General features: G+C 53.5%; 16 protein-coding genes and 4 pseudogenes. 15 read left to right on the forward strand and 5 right to left on the reverse strand.

Annotated features, from left to right (window positions below; all coding sequences use genetic code 11):
- The 7 genes and pseudogenes from ACLW56_RS20035 to ruvX all read left to right on the forward strand — a co-directional run.
- Positions 1 to 256: pseudogene (locus ACLW56_RS20035) on the forward strand (hypothetical protein); the annotation flags it as partial.
- A 78-nt stretch (positions 257 to 334) separates the two neighbouring features.
- On the forward strand, positions 335 to 835 hold the full coding sequence (locus ACLW56_RS20040) for a SprT family zinc-dependent metalloprotease (protein ID WP_330985471.1): 501 nt from the start codon (positions 335 to 337) through the stop codon (positions 833 to 835).
- A 94-nt stretch (positions 836 to 929) separates the two neighbouring features.
- Positions 930 to 1664: a deoxyribonuclease I gene (gene endA / locus ACLW56_RS20045; RefSeq protein WP_330985472.1), complete on the forward strand. Its 735-nt coding sequence runs from the start codon at positions 930 to 932 to the stop codon at positions 1662 to 1664.
- 20 nt (positions 1665 to 1684) lie between these two features.
- Positions 1685 to 2416, forward strand: coding sequence for a 16S rRNA (uracil(1498)-N(3))-methyltransferase (rsmE, locus tag ACLW56_RS20050; RefSeq protein ID WP_330985473.1), 732 nt, complete (start codon positions 1685 to 1687; stop codon positions 2414 to 2416).
- 24 nt (positions 2417 to 2440) lie between these two features.
- Positions 2441 to 3388 (forward strand): glutathione synthase, encoded by a 948-nt coding sequence (gene gshB / locus ACLW56_RS20055; protein WP_330985474.1) that lies wholly within the window; start codon positions 2441 to 2443, stop codon positions 3386 to 3388.
- A 101-nt stretch (positions 3389 to 3489) separates the two neighbouring features.
- Positions 3490 to 4053: a YqgE/AlgH family protein gene (locus ACLW56_RS20060; RefSeq protein WP_330985475.1), complete on the forward strand. Its 564-nt coding sequence runs from the start codon at positions 3490 to 3492 to the stop codon at positions 4051 to 4053.
- Positions 4053 to 4469 (forward strand): Holliday junction resolvase RuvX, encoded by a 417-nt coding sequence (ruvX, locus tag ACLW56_RS20065; RefSeq protein ID WP_330985476.1) that lies wholly within the window; start codon positions 4053 to 4055, stop codon positions 4467 to 4469. Before ACLW56_RS20060 ends, ruvX begins: the two co-directional genes overlap by 1 nt.
- Positions 4470 to 4509: 40 nt before the next feature.
- Here ruvX and ACLW56_RS20070 read toward each other — a convergent pair.
- Positions 4510 to 4635, reverse strand: a pseudogene (locus ACLW56_RS20070) (LuxR C-terminal-related transcriptional regulator); the annotation flags it as partial.
- Positions 4636 to 4698: 63 nt separating this feature from the next.
- Positions 4699 to 5013: pseudogene (locus ACLW56_RS20075) on the reverse strand (IclR family transcriptional regulator); the annotation flags it as partial.
- Between ACLW56_RS20075 and ACLW56_RS20080 the strand changes: the two are divergent.
- Positions 5003 to 5359, forward strand: a pseudogene (locus ACLW56_RS20080) (FAD-dependent oxidoreductase); the annotation flags it as partial. The pseudogenes ACLW56_RS20075 and ACLW56_RS20080 overlap by 11 nt on opposite strands.
- Here ACLW56_RS20080 and ACLW56_RS20085 read toward each other — a convergent pair.
- Positions 5311 to 6309, reverse strand: coding sequence for a type IV pilus twitching motility protein PilT (locus ACLW56_RS20085; RefSeq protein WP_330985477.1), 999 nt, complete (start codon positions 6307 to 6309; stop codon positions 5311 to 5313). The pseudogene ACLW56_RS20080 and the gene ACLW56_RS20085 sit on opposite strands and share 49 nt — an antisense overlap.
- A gap of 15 nt (positions 6310 to 6324) precedes the next feature.
- Between ACLW56_RS20085 and ACLW56_RS20090 the strand changes: the two genes are divergently transcribed.
- The 5 genes from ACLW56_RS20090 to hemW are packed head-to-tail and all read left to right on the forward strand — an operon-like array spanning position 6325 to position 9643.
- Positions 6325 to 7029, forward strand: a complete 705-nt coding sequence (locus ACLW56_RS20090) for a YggS family pyridoxal phosphate-dependent enzyme (RefSeq protein ID WP_330985525.1) — start codon at positions 6325 to 6327, stop codon at positions 7027 to 7029.
- 22 nt (positions 7030 to 7051) lie between these two features.
- Positions 7052 to 7618, forward strand: a complete 567-nt coding sequence (locus tag ACLW56_RS20095; RefSeq protein WP_330985478.1) for a YggT family protein — start codon at positions 7052 to 7054, stop codon at positions 7616 to 7618.
- A complete protein-coding gene (gene yggU, locus ACLW56_RS20100; RefSeq protein WP_330985479.1) occupies positions 7615 to 7926 on the forward strand; it encodes a DUF167 family protein YggU in 312 nt (103 codons plus the stop codon). The genes ACLW56_RS20095 and yggU overlap by 4 nt, the downstream gene beginning before the upstream one ends.
- Positions 7914 to 8501 carry an XTP/dITP diphosphatase gene (locus ACLW56_RS20105; RefSeq protein WP_330985480.1) on the forward strand — a complete coding sequence of 196 codons (588 nt, stop codon included), beginning with the start codon at positions 7914 to 7916 and terminating at the stop codon, positions 8499 to 8501. The genes yggU and ACLW56_RS20105 overlap by 13 nt, the downstream gene beginning before the upstream one ends.
- Positions 8501 to 9643 (forward strand): radical SAM family heme chaperone HemW, encoded by a 1143-nt coding sequence (hemW, locus tag ACLW56_RS20110; protein WP_330985481.1) that lies wholly within the window; start codon positions 8501 to 8503, stop codon positions 9641 to 9643. Before ACLW56_RS20105 ends, hemW begins: the two co-directional genes overlap by 1 nt.
- Positions 9644 to 9745: 102 nt before the next feature.
- On the opposite strand, the gene ACLW56_RS20115 is transcribed toward hemW, so the two are convergent.
- On the reverse strand, positions 9746 to 10675 hold the full coding sequence (locus tag ACLW56_RS20115; RefSeq protein ID WP_330985482.1) for a DUF1177 domain-containing protein: 930 nt from the start codon (positions 10673 to 10675) through the stop codon (positions 9746 to 9748).
- 25 nt (positions 10676 to 10700) lie between these two features.
- Positions 10701 to 12272 (reverse strand): OPT/YSL family transporter, encoded by a 1572-nt coding sequence (locus ACLW56_RS20120; protein ID WP_330985526.1) that lies wholly within the window; start codon positions 12270 to 12272, stop codon positions 10701 to 10703.
- 459 nt (positions 12273 to 12731) lie between these two features.
- Between ACLW56_RS20120 and ACLW56_RS20125 the strand changes: the two genes are divergently transcribed.
- The gene (locus ACLW56_RS20125; RefSeq protein WP_415378016.1) at positions 12732 to 13019 is read left to right on the forward strand and encodes a hypothetical protein; all 288 of its coding nucleotides are present in this window, start codon (positions 12732 to 12734) and stop codon (positions 13017 to 13019) included.
- Between the two features lie 335 nt (positions 13020 to 13354).
- Complete coding sequence (locus ACLW56_RS20130; RefSeq protein ID WP_330985483.1) at positions 13355 to 14341, forward strand: TRAP transporter substrate-binding protein; 987 nt, start codon at positions 13355 to 13357, stop codon at positions 14339 to 14341.
- Positions 14342 to 14368: the final 27 nt, after the last annotated feature.

Raw genomic sequence — 14368 nt, forward strand, 5'->3', positions numbered from 1 at the left:
TGCGGACCAGGTGGTCTTCAGGGACCAGTTCATCGAGGGTGATGGTTTCAAACTGGTACTGCTGCGGGGAGAGTTCTCTGAGCATGGCGGTCAGTCCATTAATTGTACTGACCCTATTAGATCAAAGTCCCGGCCTTTCGACCAGGACTTTGTCAGCAGTCTGAAACCCTTCTCGAAAGAGAAGGGTTTGCAATTTACCTCGTGCGGTCTGATGCCCGGCGGCGCTACGCTTGCCGGGCCTACAAATGAAACGTAGGCCGGGTAAACGGAGTGCCACCCGGCACAAAAATCTCCACCTTGCACTCCACCTTTCGTCGCTTTATCCTTCCCGGCTATGAAAACCCCACGCCTCCCCATCGCCGTTCAGCAAGCTGTCATGCGCAGCCTGCGGGAAAAACTCGCCCAGGCAAACCTGACACTCGGGCGTGATTACCCGGAGCCAACGCTAAACTGGACCCAGCGGGGAACCTCGGCGGGTACCGCCTGGCTGGAAAGCTATGAAATCCGCCTGAATCCTGTGCTGTTGCTGGAGAATCAGCAGGCATTTATCGAAGAAGTCGTGCCGCATGAACTGGCACACCTGCTGGTGTGGAAGCGGTTTGGCCGTGTCGCGCCGCACGGTAAAGAGTGGAAATGGATGATGGAAAGCGTGCTTGGCGTGCCGGCTCGTCGTACGCATCAGTTTGAACTGGAGTCCGTGCGTAAAAACACCTTCCCCTATCGCTGCGGCTGCCAGCAGCACCAGCTTACCGTTCGTCGGCACAATCGCGTATTGCGCGGTGAGGCTGTCTACCGCTGCGTTCACTGCGGCGATCCTCTGGTGGCTGAAAAGTAACCATCGGAAATAACTGGAAGTTTTCTGATCTGACTGATTGCATCTGACAATCTGTTTCGTTACGTTGCGGGCTCGTTTTGATACGGAGTTCGTGATGTCCCGTAAATTTATTCTGACGCTGGCAGTGATTAGCTCAGCTCTTTCAGGCCATGCGCTGGCCGCTGGAATCAGCTCATTTTCTCAGGCCAAAGCGGCGGGCGTGAAGGTCAATGCCGACGCCCCTGGCGATTTTTACTGCGGCTGTAAAATCAATTGGCAGGGGAAAAAAGGCGTTATCGATCTGGGATCGTGCGGCTATAAAGTGCGTAAAAATGAAACCCGCGCCAGCCGCGTCGAATGGGAGCACGTGGTACCTGCCTGGCAATTCGGCCATCAGCGCCAGTGTTGGCAGGATGGCGGAAGGAAAAACTGCGTGAAAGATCCCGTTTATCGCCAGATGGAAAGCGATATGCACAATCTGCAACCCGCGGTGGGTGAAGTGAATGGCGATCGTAATAACTTCATGTACAGCCAGTGGAATGGTGGCGAAGGCCAGTACGGTCAGTGCACCATGAAGGTGGACTTCAAAGGCAAAGTCGCCGAGCCGCCGGAACGCGCACGCGGTGCCATTGCCCGCACTTACTTCTATATGCTTGACCGCTATAAACTCACGCTTTCGCGCCAGCAATCGCAGCTCTTCACCGCCTGGAATAAGATGTACCCAGTCACAGCCTGGGAGTGCAAGCGCGATGCCCGCATTGCGGAAATTCAGGGGAATCATAACCCTTACGTCCAGCAGGCTTGCCAGGCGCAAAAGAGCTACCCTACACTAGCGTCAAATGTTAACTGATATCCGGAAATTTTGAGCCTATGCGCATTCCCCGCATCTATCACCCTGAGCCTGTTACCGCAGGCCATGAAATTGCCCTGAGCGATGACGCCGCCAATCACGTTGGCCGTGTGCTGCGCATGGGCAAAGGCCAGGCGATTCAGCTGTTTGATGGCAGCAATCAGGTCTTTGAGGCTGAAATTACTCAGGCGGATAAAAAGAGCGTGCGGGTGAATGTGCTCAGTGCTCAACTCGATGACCGCGAATCGCCGCTGCACATTCACCTCGGCCAGGTGATGTCGCGCGGGGAGAAAATGGAATTCACCATCCAGAAATCCATTGAACTGGGTGTAAGCCTCATTACGCCACTTTTTTCCGAGCGCTGCGGCGTTAAACTGGACGCCGAACGCCTGAACAAGAAGCTCCAGCAGTGGCAGAAAATTGCCATCGCCGCCTGCGAACAGTCAGGCCGTAACGTGGTGCCGGAAATTCGTCCGGCCATGGATCTGGAAGCCTGGTGTGCCGAAGAAGAGAGCGGCTTGAAACTCAATCTGCATCCTCGCGCCAGCGCCAGTATCAACACGCTGCCGTTACCGGTGGAACGTGTTCGCCTGCTGATTGGTCCGGAAGGCGGGCTGTCGGCAGAGGAAATTGCCATGACCGCTCGTTACCAGTTTACTGATATTCTGTTGGGACCTCGCGTTCTGCGTACTGAGACCACTGCGCTCACCGCCATCACCGCACTGCAGGTGCGTTTTGGCGATCTGGGCTAATACTCGCGTTACAGGAGAAGAGTAATGATCAAGCTCGGCATCGTGATGGACCCCATCGCGAAGATCAATATCAAGAAAGATTCCAGCTTCGCCATGCTGCTGGAAGCGCAGCGTCGTGGTTACGAACTCCACTATATGGAGATGAACGATCTCTATCTGATTAACGGTGAAGCGCGCGCGCAGACTCGCCTGCTCAGCGTTGAGCAGAACTATGACGGCTGGTATAGCTTCAACGGCGAACAGGATCTGGCGCTGGCCGATCTCGACGTCATTCTGATGCGTAAAGATCCTCCGTTCGATACCGAATACATCTATGCAACCTATGTGCTTGAGCGCGCAGAAGAAAAAGGCACGCTGATCGTCAACAAACCGCAGAGCCTGCGCGACTGTAACGAAAAGCTGTTCACCGCCTGGTTCTCTGACCTGACGCCGGAAACACTGGTCACCCGCAACAAAGCCCAGCTGAAAGCCTTCTGGCAGCAGCACGGTGACATCATTATGAAACCGCTGGACGGCATGGGCGGCGCATCGATTTTCCGCGTGAAGCAGGATGACCCAAACATCGGCGTTATCGCCGAAACCCTGACCGAACTCGGCACCCGCTACTGCATGGCGCAGAATTACCTGCCCGCCATTAAAGACGGTGACAAACGTGTTCTGGTTGTAGACGGTGAGCCGGTTCCGTACTGCCTGGCGCGTATTCCACAAGGTGGCGAAACCCGTGGTAACCTGGCCGCCGGTGGCCGTGGCGAGCCGCGTCCACTGTCTGAAAGCGACTGGGAAATTGCCCGTAAAGTTGCGCCAACGCTGAAAGAGAAAGGGCTGATTTTCGTGGGCCTCGACATTATCGGCGATCGCCTGACAGAAATTAACGTCACCAGCCCGACCTGCATCCGCGAAATCGAAGCGGAATTCCCTGTCTCCATCACCGGTATGTTGATGGACGCTATTGAAAAGCGTCTGGGCAAGTAACCGCCAGGGCGGGAGGGATCCCGCCTTCTCTCGACAGCGCCCTGGTTTCCCCTCATACTGGCCGTTGTTGCTTTTTAAACCAGGAAACAGAACCTCTGACAATGAATTTACAGCACCACTTTCTTATTGCCATGCCTGCTCTCCAGGACCCGATGTTTCGCCGCGCTGTGGTCTACATTTGTGAATACAATGACGACGGAGCGATGGGGATCATCATCAATAAACCGATGGAAAATCTGAAGGTTGAAGGGATTCTGGAAAAGCTCAAGATTACGCCCGATCCTCGCGATCCCGACATTCGTCTCGATAAGCCCGTCATGCTCGGCGGCCCGCTGGCAGAAGATCGAGGCTTTATTTTGCATACGCCTCCGTCAACGTTTTCCTCCAGCATCCGCATTTCAGACAACACGGTGATCACCACTTCCCGTGATGTGCTGGAGACAATCGGCACAGCGGAACAACCGACAGAAGTGCTGGTTGCGCTGGGCTACGCGTCCTGGGAGAAGGGCCAGCTGGAGCAGGAAATTCTCGATAATGCCTGGCTGACTGCACCGGCCGACATGAACATTCTGTTCAAAACCCCGATAGCCGATCGCTGGCGTGATGCGGCTCGTCTGATTGGGATTGATATCCAGACCATGTCTGGTGTGGCGGGGCACGCATAATGAGCGGCACACTGATTGGTTTCGATTTCGGGACACGCAGTATTGGCGTTGCCGTTGGGCAGCGCATCACTGGCACGGCCCGTCCGCTTGGCGCGCTCAAGGCGCAGGATGGCACCCCCGACTGGAACGCTATCGAAAAATTGCTTAAAGAGTGGCAGCCTGAAGCGGTGATCGTCGGTTTACCGCTGAACATGGATGGCACCGAACAACCGCTCACCGCACGCGCACGTAACTTTGCCAATAAAATCCATGGCCGTTTTGGTGTGAAAATCATTCTGCATGATGAGCGTCTCAGCACGGTAGAAGCGAAAGCGGGCCTGTTTGAACAAGGCGGCTATCGGGCGCTGAACAAAGGAAAGGTCGACTCCGCTTCCGCGGTCGTCATTCTGGAAAGCTTTTTCGAGCAGGGTTTTTAATCCCCCTCCCCTTTCGGGGAGAGGGAAACTGGCAATAAAATCAGTGGTGTAGATTCTCGTTCGCCCAACTCACTGCCTGTGTTCTGTTTTTCACGCTCAGTTTGCGAAAAACATTGTACAGGTGGGTTCTGACCGTATTCTCACTGATAAACAACGCACGCGCGATCGCGCTCACAGTTCTTTGTCCTGTTCTTTGCATATCGTTAACTGTTTCTATAAAAGAAACAAATTAGCTATGAGCCATCAGATCCTGGGCCAGTGCGTGAAGAGACTGCAGGCGATGCTCAACATCATCAGTGTCGGGATGCCATAACCCCGCAAAAGCGAGCGCGGCGGAATGAGCGCCCAATGGCTGCGCCATCGACACTTCGCCATCGCTGTGATGCCAGACCACATGCCCAAGCTCTCGCTGTTGCTGAACATGTGGCGCGAGCTGTTGCCACTGCTCAGCAGAAAAACGCTGCTGAAGCTGCTCATCACTTTCATGGGCGAGCAAAGACATCCCAATGACCGACTGCCAGACAGGCACCATGTGGAAGCCCGCCCTCACCGATAAAACCCCTACCGTTCGCTGGCAGTGGGAGCAAGACCAGACCCTCCACAGCCTGACGCTGGTTCAGGACAACGATTTCGACAACGCGATGGAAACCGTGCAAATGGGCCACGTTAACGCGGTGACACCTCACTGCATTACGCACTATCGGCTATGGGCGGGTGAAACGTTGCTGGCAGAAGTCACCGACAATCACCATTCCGTCTGCACCCACCGCTTTACCACGCCGCTGCGTACCCGTGAAATACGGCTGGAAATTCTCGCCACGGCTGGCGCACTTCCTGCCGTTTATTCACTGAATATCGCCTGGAGCCTTCCGGCGACTTGCCGCTGCTGATAGCTCTGCGCAAACGTCAACATGCCCGCCAGTTGCCCGGTTTGCATCACGCCGGGCAACTGATGCGTTTTCCCTTCGCGAATCAGGCTGCCAACCGCAGGCGTGTTAACCAGCAGCTCATACAGCGCGACTCTGCCCCCCTGTTTATCAGGCAGCAATTTTTGCGCTAACACCGCACATAGGCTGCCTGCCAGCTGGCTGCGTACTTGTTCCTTTTCACCTGCGGGAAAGACATCCACCAGCCTCTCGATAGCTTGCGCCGCGCCGCGCGTGTGTAATGTGGACAGCACCAGATGCCCGGTTTCTGCTGCTGTAAGCGCCAGACGAATGGTTTCGGTATCACGCAATTCTCCCAATAAAATCACATCGGGATCTTGCCGCAATGCAACGCGTAACGCCGCAGCGAAAGAATCGCAGTGAGCCCCCACTTCTCGCTGATGAATCAGGCAGCGCTCGCTGTGGTGAACAAATTCCACCGGATCTTCCAGCGTCAGAATATGTCCGTCGCGGTGGTGATTCAGGTGATTGACCATCGCCGCCAGCGTCGTTGATTTTCCACTGCCCGTTGCCCCCGTCACCAGAATCAGTCCGCTCTCTTCGTTTAACAGCTCGGTAATGGCAACCGGAACATCAAGTTCGGCGAGCTGCGGGCATCTTTCAGGCAGCAGGCGCAGCACCAGGGAGACACCTTCGGCATGACGAAAAGCGCTGGCCCGTAGCCGCCTGCCGTCACTCGCCTGAACCGCAAAGTCACACTGATTTTCCTGCTGCCACTGAAGCCGTACTGCATCACTGAGCCAGTCCAGCAGCAGAATTTGCGGATCGGGTGCCTCGAAGGGGGCGGGTTCGAGCCTGCCCTGCCGCCGCCAGCGCACAGCGCCGCTGTTGCACAGGTGTAGATCCGAGACATTATGCTTTACACTAAGGGCCACAATTTCCTGCATATCCATATGATCACCCTGAAAATGAACGACATTGCGCATAACCTGGCACAGGTCAGGGAGAAAATCTCAGCCGCTGCTGCCCTTTGCAGCCGTGCTCCAGAAGAAATTACTCTGCTTGCAGTCAGTAAGACCAAACCTGCGAGCGCGATCGAAGAAGCTATCCGTGCAGGCCAGCGAGCGTTTGGTGAAAACTACGTTCAGGAAGGCGTGGAGAAAATCCGCTATTTTCAGGAAACCGGTCAGACTGAACTGGAATGGCACTTTATCGGCCCTTTGCAGTCGAACAAAAGCCGTCTGGTGGCCGAGCATTTTGACTGGTGCCATACCGTTGATCGCCTGCGCATTGCCACGCGCCTGAGCGAGCAGCGCCCGGCGCACCTTCCGCCGTTGAACGTGCTTATTCAGGTCAACATCAGCGACGAATCCAGCAAGTCAGGTATTGCTCCGCAAGACGTTGATGCGCTGGCAGAAGCCATTGCCGCGTTGCCTCACCTGCGCCTTCGTGGGCTGATGGCTATTCCGGCTCCTGAGTCAGAATATGTAAGGCAATTTGCGGTAGCCCAACAAATGGCGGTAGCATTTGCCCGGTTGAAAACACGCTACGCTGACGTGGACACGCTGTCGCTTGGCATGTCAGACGATATGGCTGCCGCGATTGCTGCAGGCAGCACAATGGTACGCATCGGGACCGCCATTTTTGGCGCACGCGATTACCCAAAACAATAAATAAGGAAAACTGAGGAACGCCATGAAGACGTTGACTTTCCTGCTTTCGACCGTGATTGAGCTGTACACCATGGTGATGCTGCTCCGCGTCTGGATGCAGTGGGCCCGCTGTGATTTTTACAACCCGTTTTCGCAGTTCGTGGTGAAAGCCACGCAGCCGATTGTCGGGCCGCTGCGCCGTGTTATCCCGGCGATGGGCCCGATTGACAGCTCATCGCTGCTGATAGCCTTTGTGCTCTGCGTACTCAAGGCTATCGTGCTGTTTATGGTCATCACCTTCGAGCCGATTATCTGGATTGCCGCGGTGCTTATCCTCATCAAAACGATCGGTCTGCTGATTTTCTGGGTGCTGATGCTGATGGCTATCATGAGCTGGGTCAGCCGTGGCCGCAGCCCGGTTGAATTCGTGCTGATGCAGCTTGCTGACCCGCTGCTGCGCCCAATTCGCGGCCTGTTGCCTTCAATGGGTGGCATTGATTTCTCGCCGATGATCCTCGTGTTGCTGCTGTATGTCATCAACATGGGCATCACCGAACTGCTTCAGGCCACCGGAAATATGCTGCTGCCGGGGCTGTGGATGGCACTATGAGTGCCGTCGACCTGTGCGACGACGGGCTGGTTTTACGGCTGTATATTCAGCCTAAAGCCAGCCGTGACAGCATTGTTGGGCTGCATGGCGACGAACTGAAAGTCGCCATCACCGCCCCACCTGTTGATGGTCAGGCCAACGCCCACCTGGTGAAATTTCTCGGCAAACAGTTTCGCGTGGCAAAAAGCCAGGTGATAATTGAGAAAGGTGAGACTGGACGCCACAAACAGGTAAAAATTCTCCATCCGCAACAACTCCCTTCGGGCGTGGAAGCGCTCATAAAGCAGGACATCCCATGCAAAAAGTAGTTCTGGCTACCGGTAATGCCGGTAAAGTGCGCGAGCTTTCCTCGCTGCTGAGTGATTTCGGGCTCGACGTCGTGGCACAGACTGAGCTGAACGTTGAGTCGGTGGAAGAGACCGGGCTGACATTTATCGAAAATGCCATTCTGAAAGCGCGCCACGCGGCGAAAGTCACTGGCCTGCCAGCCATTGCCGATGATTCCGGCCTGGCGGTAGATGTGCTTGGCGGCGCGCCTGGCATCTATTCCGCACGCTATGCCGGTGAGGAGGCAACGGATCAGCAGAACCTGGAAAAGCTGCTGGTTGCGCTGAAAGACGTGCCTGAAGACCAACGCCAGGCACAGTTCCACTGCGTGCTGGTCTATATGCGTCATGCTGAAGATCCAACGCCGCTGGTGTGTCACGGCAGCTGGCCGGGCATTATCACCCGCGAAGCAGCAGGCAACGGCGGCTTTGGCTACGATCCGATCTTCTTCGTGCCAGAAGCGGGTAAAACCGCCGCTGAACTGAGCCGCGAAGAAAAAATTGCCGTGTCCCACCGTGGACAGGCGCTGAAATTGTTACTGGAAGCCCTGCGTTAATGACCGTGTTACCTCCGCTGAGTTTATACATTCATATTCCCTGGTGCGTGCAGAAATGCCCGTACTGCGATTTCAATTCGCACGCCCTGAAAGGCGAAGTGCCGCACGATGATTATGTGCAGCATCTGCTCGCTGACCTGGATGAAGACGTACCTTACGCGCAGGGACGCGAAGTAAAAACGATTTTTATCGGCGGAGGCACGCCAAGCCTGCTTTCTGGCCCGGCCATGCACACGTTGCTTGATGGAGTTCGCGCGCGCCTTAATCTGGCCGCGGATGCAGAAATCACCATGGAAGCCAACCCGGGTACTGTAGAAGCGGATCGCTTTGTGGAGTATCAGCGCGCCGGGGTAAACCGAATTTCCATCGGTGTGCAAAGCTTTAGCGAACCGAAGCTCAAGCGCCTCGGGCGTATTCACGATTCAGACGAAGCTAAGCGCGCCACACATCTGGCAACAGGTCTTGGCCTGCGTAGCTTTAACCTGGATTTGATGCACGGCCTGCCGGATCAAACGCTGGAACAAGCGCTGGACGATTTGCGCCAGGCTATTGAGCTCAACCCACCACATTTGTCGTGGTATCAGTTAACCATCGAACCCAACACGCTGTTTGGTTCGCGCCCGCCGAAGCTGCCTGACGACGACGCGCTGTGGGATATTTACGAACAAGGCCATCAGTTGCTGACTGCCGCAGGTTATCAGCAGTATGAAACCTCCGCTTACGCCAAACCGGGCTATCAGTGCCAGCACAATCTGAACTACTGGCGCTTTGGCGATTACCTGGGCATTGGCTGCGGCGCACACGGCAAAGTGACGTTCCCGGATGGGCGCATTCTGCGTACGGCTAAAACGCGTCATCCGCGCGGTTATATGGAAGGTCGCTATCTGGAGCGTCAGCACAATGTGGAAGCTCAGGATAAACCCTTAGAGTTCTTCATGAACCGCTTCCGCCTGCTGGAGCCTGCGCCGCGTGCAGAATTCACCGCATTCACCGGGTTACCCGAATCAACCATTCGGCCACAGATTGATCGGGTGCTGGCGCAGGGCTATCTAACTGAATCCGCCACCGAATGGCAAATTACTGACAATGGAAAGCTGTTCCTGAACGCCATTCTTGAGTGGTTTCTCGCAGAAAAGTCCTGATTCAGAATGCTGCATCATGCTCTACTGACTGAGAAGAATTAAGTCAGATGCATTCTGACAGTTACCTGTATCGAGAAACGGTAACTGTCAGGCCAGATGTGGCTATGGACGTTTTTGCAGATGCGCCATTGAACCATACATATCCAGCAGGCGTTGGTATTCCTGAGGGCAGTAGAATGGGCAGCCGCCGCGAGTAAATTCTTTTGCTACTTCGATGGCAAACCGGCTCGCCAGCGCAATATCGACTTCATGACTGGCGCCCGTACCGCAGCCGGGCACTATGCTGGTGGTTGTGATAGCCACCCCAACTACCGGTGCTGCCGTGGCGGTAGACGGTTGCAGAATACTGTTGAGATGGTACAACCCATTGCCATAGGGCGTGATATCTTGCGTTGTAATGGGGAACGTCACTGGCAACTGGCCGGTCGTCATCTCCATGATACGCAGCAAATCGTCTGCAATTCGCAGGATATATCCCTGCTTCACGGTAGGGGAGATAGCAAACCCCTTATGGTTGATAATGCGATTTCCTTTTGTCGTATCGATAGACAATACCGCATCCATCTCCGGGATAACTTCCTGCGCGTTCATATCTTCGATTTCAACGGGCGAGTCCATAAAGTCTACCGGTTCATGCGGGCGAGTTGGCGCATCAGGGCAAATATGGGTTGTCACAATGACATCTCCCGACAGGACATCTCCCTGGCGCTGCATGTCAGCCAGTTTCAATGCGCAGGCAATAGCCGCAATGGCACCATCAGCATCAGAAACCAGGCCAATGCGACCGGGACGAGCACCAATACCGCCAAGACGTCCAATAACACCTAAAGTGGGTGCGCTACCGCCGCCGCGTTTTCCTTCACTTCCAGGAATAATGATACGAATAAAATCGGTTTTACCACGTGGGCCATGGATCGTTTTCACGCTCAGCGACACATCAGCATAGTCGGCGAATAGCGCAGCCACTTTTTCACCGCTAGCCCATGCGCTGTCCAGAATGTCAAAAACCTGTAGAGTGTGTTTCAGGCTCATTATCGAACTCCCTGTTGTGTATTAACTATTTCTTTCCGCTCGTGAATAACGAGTTAAAGAAGTTGAACAGCACATCACCGGCGATAAGCCCGGCGGCAATGATTTCCATATTGTTTCGTATTTTGTCCCCATAAACCCGCAGGGCGATGACGCGAATTGCCAGACCGCTTAGTACGGCCCATCCCGCCAGTGGATTACTGATAAGTAACCCCGTAGCCAGCAGAACGCCCATCTGTCGCTTTGGCCCGCCAATATATTGAATGATGGCGCCGGGCACAGCCCATAACAGCAACGACAGGGCAATGTCGGCGGAAACACCAGCATTGATGGCCGCCACATAGACTTTCGCCACCGGCGGCACTTGCCCTCGAGAAAAGAAGTCGTTGAAGGTAAACAGCACAACCGGTATCGCGACGACAAACGCCAGCATAGCGGCAAAAAGTTGCTGACGGCGTCCATCAAGTTCGAAAGTCGTATAGCGGCCTTTATCGCGCAGGATATAGCCTGTCTTCAGGTCATACCCCATATCAGCGAACGCTGGCCCGGTTGCCGCCGAAAAGCCGCATAACACCACCAGTGTCTCCGGAGGAAATCCGATAAGTATCCCGCCAATAAGTGTGATGAGGGCAACGGCGAACGCCGGAAACCAGCCGGAGTGCATTGCTGCCAGCCCCACGATGATTTCGTGCACAAAAGCGGCAAAAGCAGCGTAGAGGATAAAGGCCAGTAGCCAGGGCAACGTCATATTGGCATACAAGCCGCAGGTCAAGGCAATCAGCGCCGAAATGATAACAAAGCCTAATGCGCCCATACGCAGGGTCTTAGCAATGCAATCGTTTTGCGTCTCCGACAACGTTTTTGAATCGGTTTTAACACGAGGCTGGTGCTTGCTGTGGCGCATCAGTCGAATAATTTGCAGCAGTGCCACCAGTCCGGCGCCGACCATCACTCCGTGGGGCAAATAAAGTTTATTGAGATCAATACTAAACAGCGGCTCAGAATAACCGCGTAACATGAAGCCAACGCCAAGCATCCCTAGCGCCCAGACGTTGCCGATAAAAGCGGTGCCAAGCGCAGCCATCGGGAATTTCAGCCAGGAGCCGACAGCGCCGATGGCAATACCCGTGCCGAGCAGCGCCGCCTGCTTACCACCGCGATCGGCAGCTTTAATAGATTCAGCCGCTGCTACTCCCGGTGGCCAGGTGCCTTCCGCCGGAAAAATGCGGGTGTCGAACAACCGATAGAGCATCCATGCATCGAGCAGCATTGCCAGCGAGACACCAATGAACATCGGCATCACCAAATCCTCACGTCCAAATAACCAAGGGATTGCGATTGGCAGCAACAACGAGTTTGCGGCACCAAAGGTCGCGGAGGAAATAGCACTTTGAGCCAGATTCTGCACATGAATCGAGCGGAATCGCATAAACATCTGCATCGGAATACGCGCAATTATCATCGCGATCATGGCACCGATAATGGCTGTATTAGGCGTGACGCCAAGGGTGGTGAGCAACTGAATACCGATCATCGCTCCAAATATGCTAAGACCGACTAACACGATTAGCGTAGAGGGTTCAAAAACTCGAGGATGCAGCCTGGAATATTCTGCGGTGTCTTCATTAGCGGCTGAGGGTTTCAATATTTTTCTCCTGTCCCTGAGGAAATGTAAAAGCAAAAACGGCGAATGCGAAACAAATGTCAACCAGTCCCGGCAGAAGCATTTTATCAATTCAATACTCAAGACAGCGAAGACGGAATCACTGCCTTTTTTAAACAATCAGCACAAATCCATAATCTTGTTATTTGCTGGCAGCACATAATCCGCAGGTTAACCTTCACAGCATCACGAGCCAAAAACAGCAAACCCCGATTGACAATCTGGCAATTATCTCCCCCGTATTGCCCTGTTACCTCTACCACAAATTGTGTTGCTTAGGCAATATTCACTTCATGGTTTGCCCTGGTTGCTACGCCAGGAATAACTGACTGAGAAATAATGTTCACACTGGCCAACGGTGATATTATTTATGAATGTTAAAATATTATTGATTTGATGAATATTTTTGAATATGCCGGGAAATATTATTTCCGAGCAAAAATGCTCGCGACTTATCGCCTCCTGAAAATCAATACGCCGAAATTTCGGTTCACACAAAACCAGGTTATCAGCGCCAGCATAATATCGGTACCAGGCACTTTGGCGATAACCTGGGATTTGGCAAAAACACGCACGTTAAAAACCGGTCCTGTGCGTCTCCTGGAAGATTGCTATCTGAAGCGCTGGCGCAGACTGAAACCGCCACCGAATGGCAAATTACCGATCACGGGAAATTATTTTTGAACTCGCTATTGGAAATCTTCCTCAGCGAAGAATAATCCTTATTGATGAGATCTGCGCCTTGCCGATCTCATCATTTCGTAAAAGCCGAGCATTCACCTCGTTATTTATTGTTAGTCATTCAACTAATAATGACTTCCTGAATAACTCCCGCATTCACATTCGATAAATAAACCCAACACAGCGCACAAAAATAAAGTGCCGTCCGTTTACAGGTAAAAAAATGTGAACTCGACGAGATCTGCATGTCTGACAACCAGGATAAGATGTCATACAGATTTTTCCTGGATTGCATTATCTGTAAACCACCCTGAGTATTCATGAGCATGGAGCCATCAATGAAAAAGACCTCTTTTACCCGTACTCTGCTGGGCGCTTCTCTGCTTGCCCTGTTTGCAACGAGCGCGCAGGCTGCTGAAAAAGTCACGTTAAAACTGGCACATAACCTCGAACGTAGCCATGTGGTACACCAAACGTTTGAACATCTGGCGAAAGAAGTTAAAGAACTTTCTGACGGGAAAATGACGATTCGCATTTATCCCAGCAGCCAAATGGGCAGCGCCCGTGAAACCATGGAATTATTACAAAATGGCGCGCTGGATATGACCAAAGGGTCTGCCAGTGATTTAGAATCCTTTGATAATATTTACGCCATTTATAATCTGCCTTATTTATTTAAAGACCAGGATCATTTTAATAAAGTGGTCTTTGGCAGCGTCGGTAAAGAAATTATGGATTCCAGCAAAGATAAAGGTTTCTTTGCGCTGTCAGCTTATGTAGCCGGCACCCGTAGTTTTTATGCGAAAAAACCGATCACTAAACCTGAAGATTTAAAAGGGCTGAAAATTCGCGTTCAGGCAAGCCCAACCACCCTGAAAATGATTGAGCTGATGGGCGGCGCACCGACCCCAATTTCTTTCGGTGAAGTCTATACCGCGATGCAACAGGGCGTGGTGGATGGCGCAGAAAACAACGTGCCGTCCTGGGTTCAGACTCGCCACATCGAAATTGCCAAAGTCTTCTCTGAGGACGAACACGCCTCCATTCCTGACTTCCTCGTTATCTCCACCAAAACCTGGAACAAGCTGACGCCTGAACAACAGCAAATCCTCGCGAAAGCAGCTAAAGATTCCGAAGCCTGGCAGCAGCAGGCGTGGAAAAAAGTGGAAGAAGAAACCCGAGCGCAGGCCAAAGCGATGGGCGGAGAATTTGTCAGCGTCGATAAAGCCCCGTTCCGTGCTGCCGTACAGCCGCTGTATGACGACTTCAGAAAAGATCCAAAGCAAGCCGAACTGCTGGCGAAATTCGAACAAGCCGCCGAGTAATCTGCCATGGGCCTGTCTCAGGCCCTT

The sequence above is a fragment of the Pantoea sp. sgz302252 genome, assembly GCF_047713085.1.
Classification (GTDB): domain Bacteria; phylum Pseudomonadota; class Gammaproteobacteria; order Enterobacterales; family Enterobacteriaceae; genus Scandinavium.

What these genes read in the sequence shown, in the direction of transcription:
- ACLW56_RS20040 (WP_330985471.1), top strand. Translation starts at nt 335, where the DNA reads ATGAAAACCCCACGCCTCCCCATCGCCGTTCAGCAAGCTGTCATGCGC.
- hemW (WP_330985481.1), top strand. Translation starts at nt 8,501, where the DNA reads ATGACCGTGTTACCTCCGCTGAGTTTATACATTCATATTCCCTGGTGC.
- rsmE (WP_330985473.1), top strand. Translation starts at nt 1,685, where the DNA reads ATGCGCATTCCCCGCATCTATCACCCTGAGCCTGTTACCGCAGGCCAT.
- ACLW56_RS20105 (WP_330985480.1), top strand. Translation starts at nt 7,914, where the DNA reads ATGCAAAAAGTAGTTCTGGCTACCGGTAATGCCGGTAAAGTGCGCGAG.
- ACLW56_RS20060 (WP_330985475.1), top strand. Translation starts at nt 3,490, where the DNA reads ATGAATTTACAGCACCACTTTCTTATTGCCATGCCTGCTCTCCAGGAC.
- gshB (WP_330985474.1), top strand. Translation starts at nt 2,441, where the DNA reads ATGATCAAGCTCGGCATCGTGATGGACCCCATCGCGAAGATCAATATC.
- endA (WP_330985472.1), top strand. Translation starts at nt 930, where the DNA reads ATGTCCCGTAAATTTATTCTGACGCTGGCAGTGATTAGCTCAGCTCTT.
- ACLW56_RS20115 (WP_330985482.1), bottom strand. Translation starts at nt 10,675, where the DNA reads ATGAGCCTGAAACACACTCTACAGGTTTTTGACATTCTGGACAGCGCA.
- ruvX (WP_330985476.1), top strand. Translation starts at nt 4,053, where the DNA reads ATGAGCGGCACACTGATTGGTTTCGATTTCGGGACACGCAGTATTGGC.
- ACLW56_RS20090 (WP_330985525.1), top strand. Translation starts at nt 6,325, where the DNA reads ATGAACGACATTGCGCATAACCTGGCACAGGTCAGGGAGAAAATCTCA.
- ACLW56_RS20095 (WP_330985478.1), top strand. Translation starts at nt 7,052, where the DNA reads ATGAAGACGTTGACTTTCCTGCTTTCGACCGTGATTGAGCTGTACACC.
- ACLW56_RS20130 (WP_330985483.1), top strand. Translation starts at nt 13,355, where the DNA reads ATGAAAAAGACCTCTTTTACCCGTACTCTGCTGGGCGCTTCTCTGCTT.
- ACLW56_RS20085 (WP_330985477.1), bottom strand. Translation starts at nt 6,309, where the DNA reads ATGGATATGCAGGAAATTGTGGCCCTTAGTGTAAAGCATAATGTCTCG.
- yggU (WP_330985479.1), top strand. Translation starts at nt 7,615, where the DNA reads ATGAGTGCCGTCGACCTGTGCGACGACGGGCTGGTTTTACGGCTGTAT.
- ACLW56_RS20125 (WP_415378016.1), top strand. Translation starts at nt 12,732, where the DNA reads ATGAATATTTTTGAATATGCCGGGAAATATTATTTCCGAGCAAAAATG.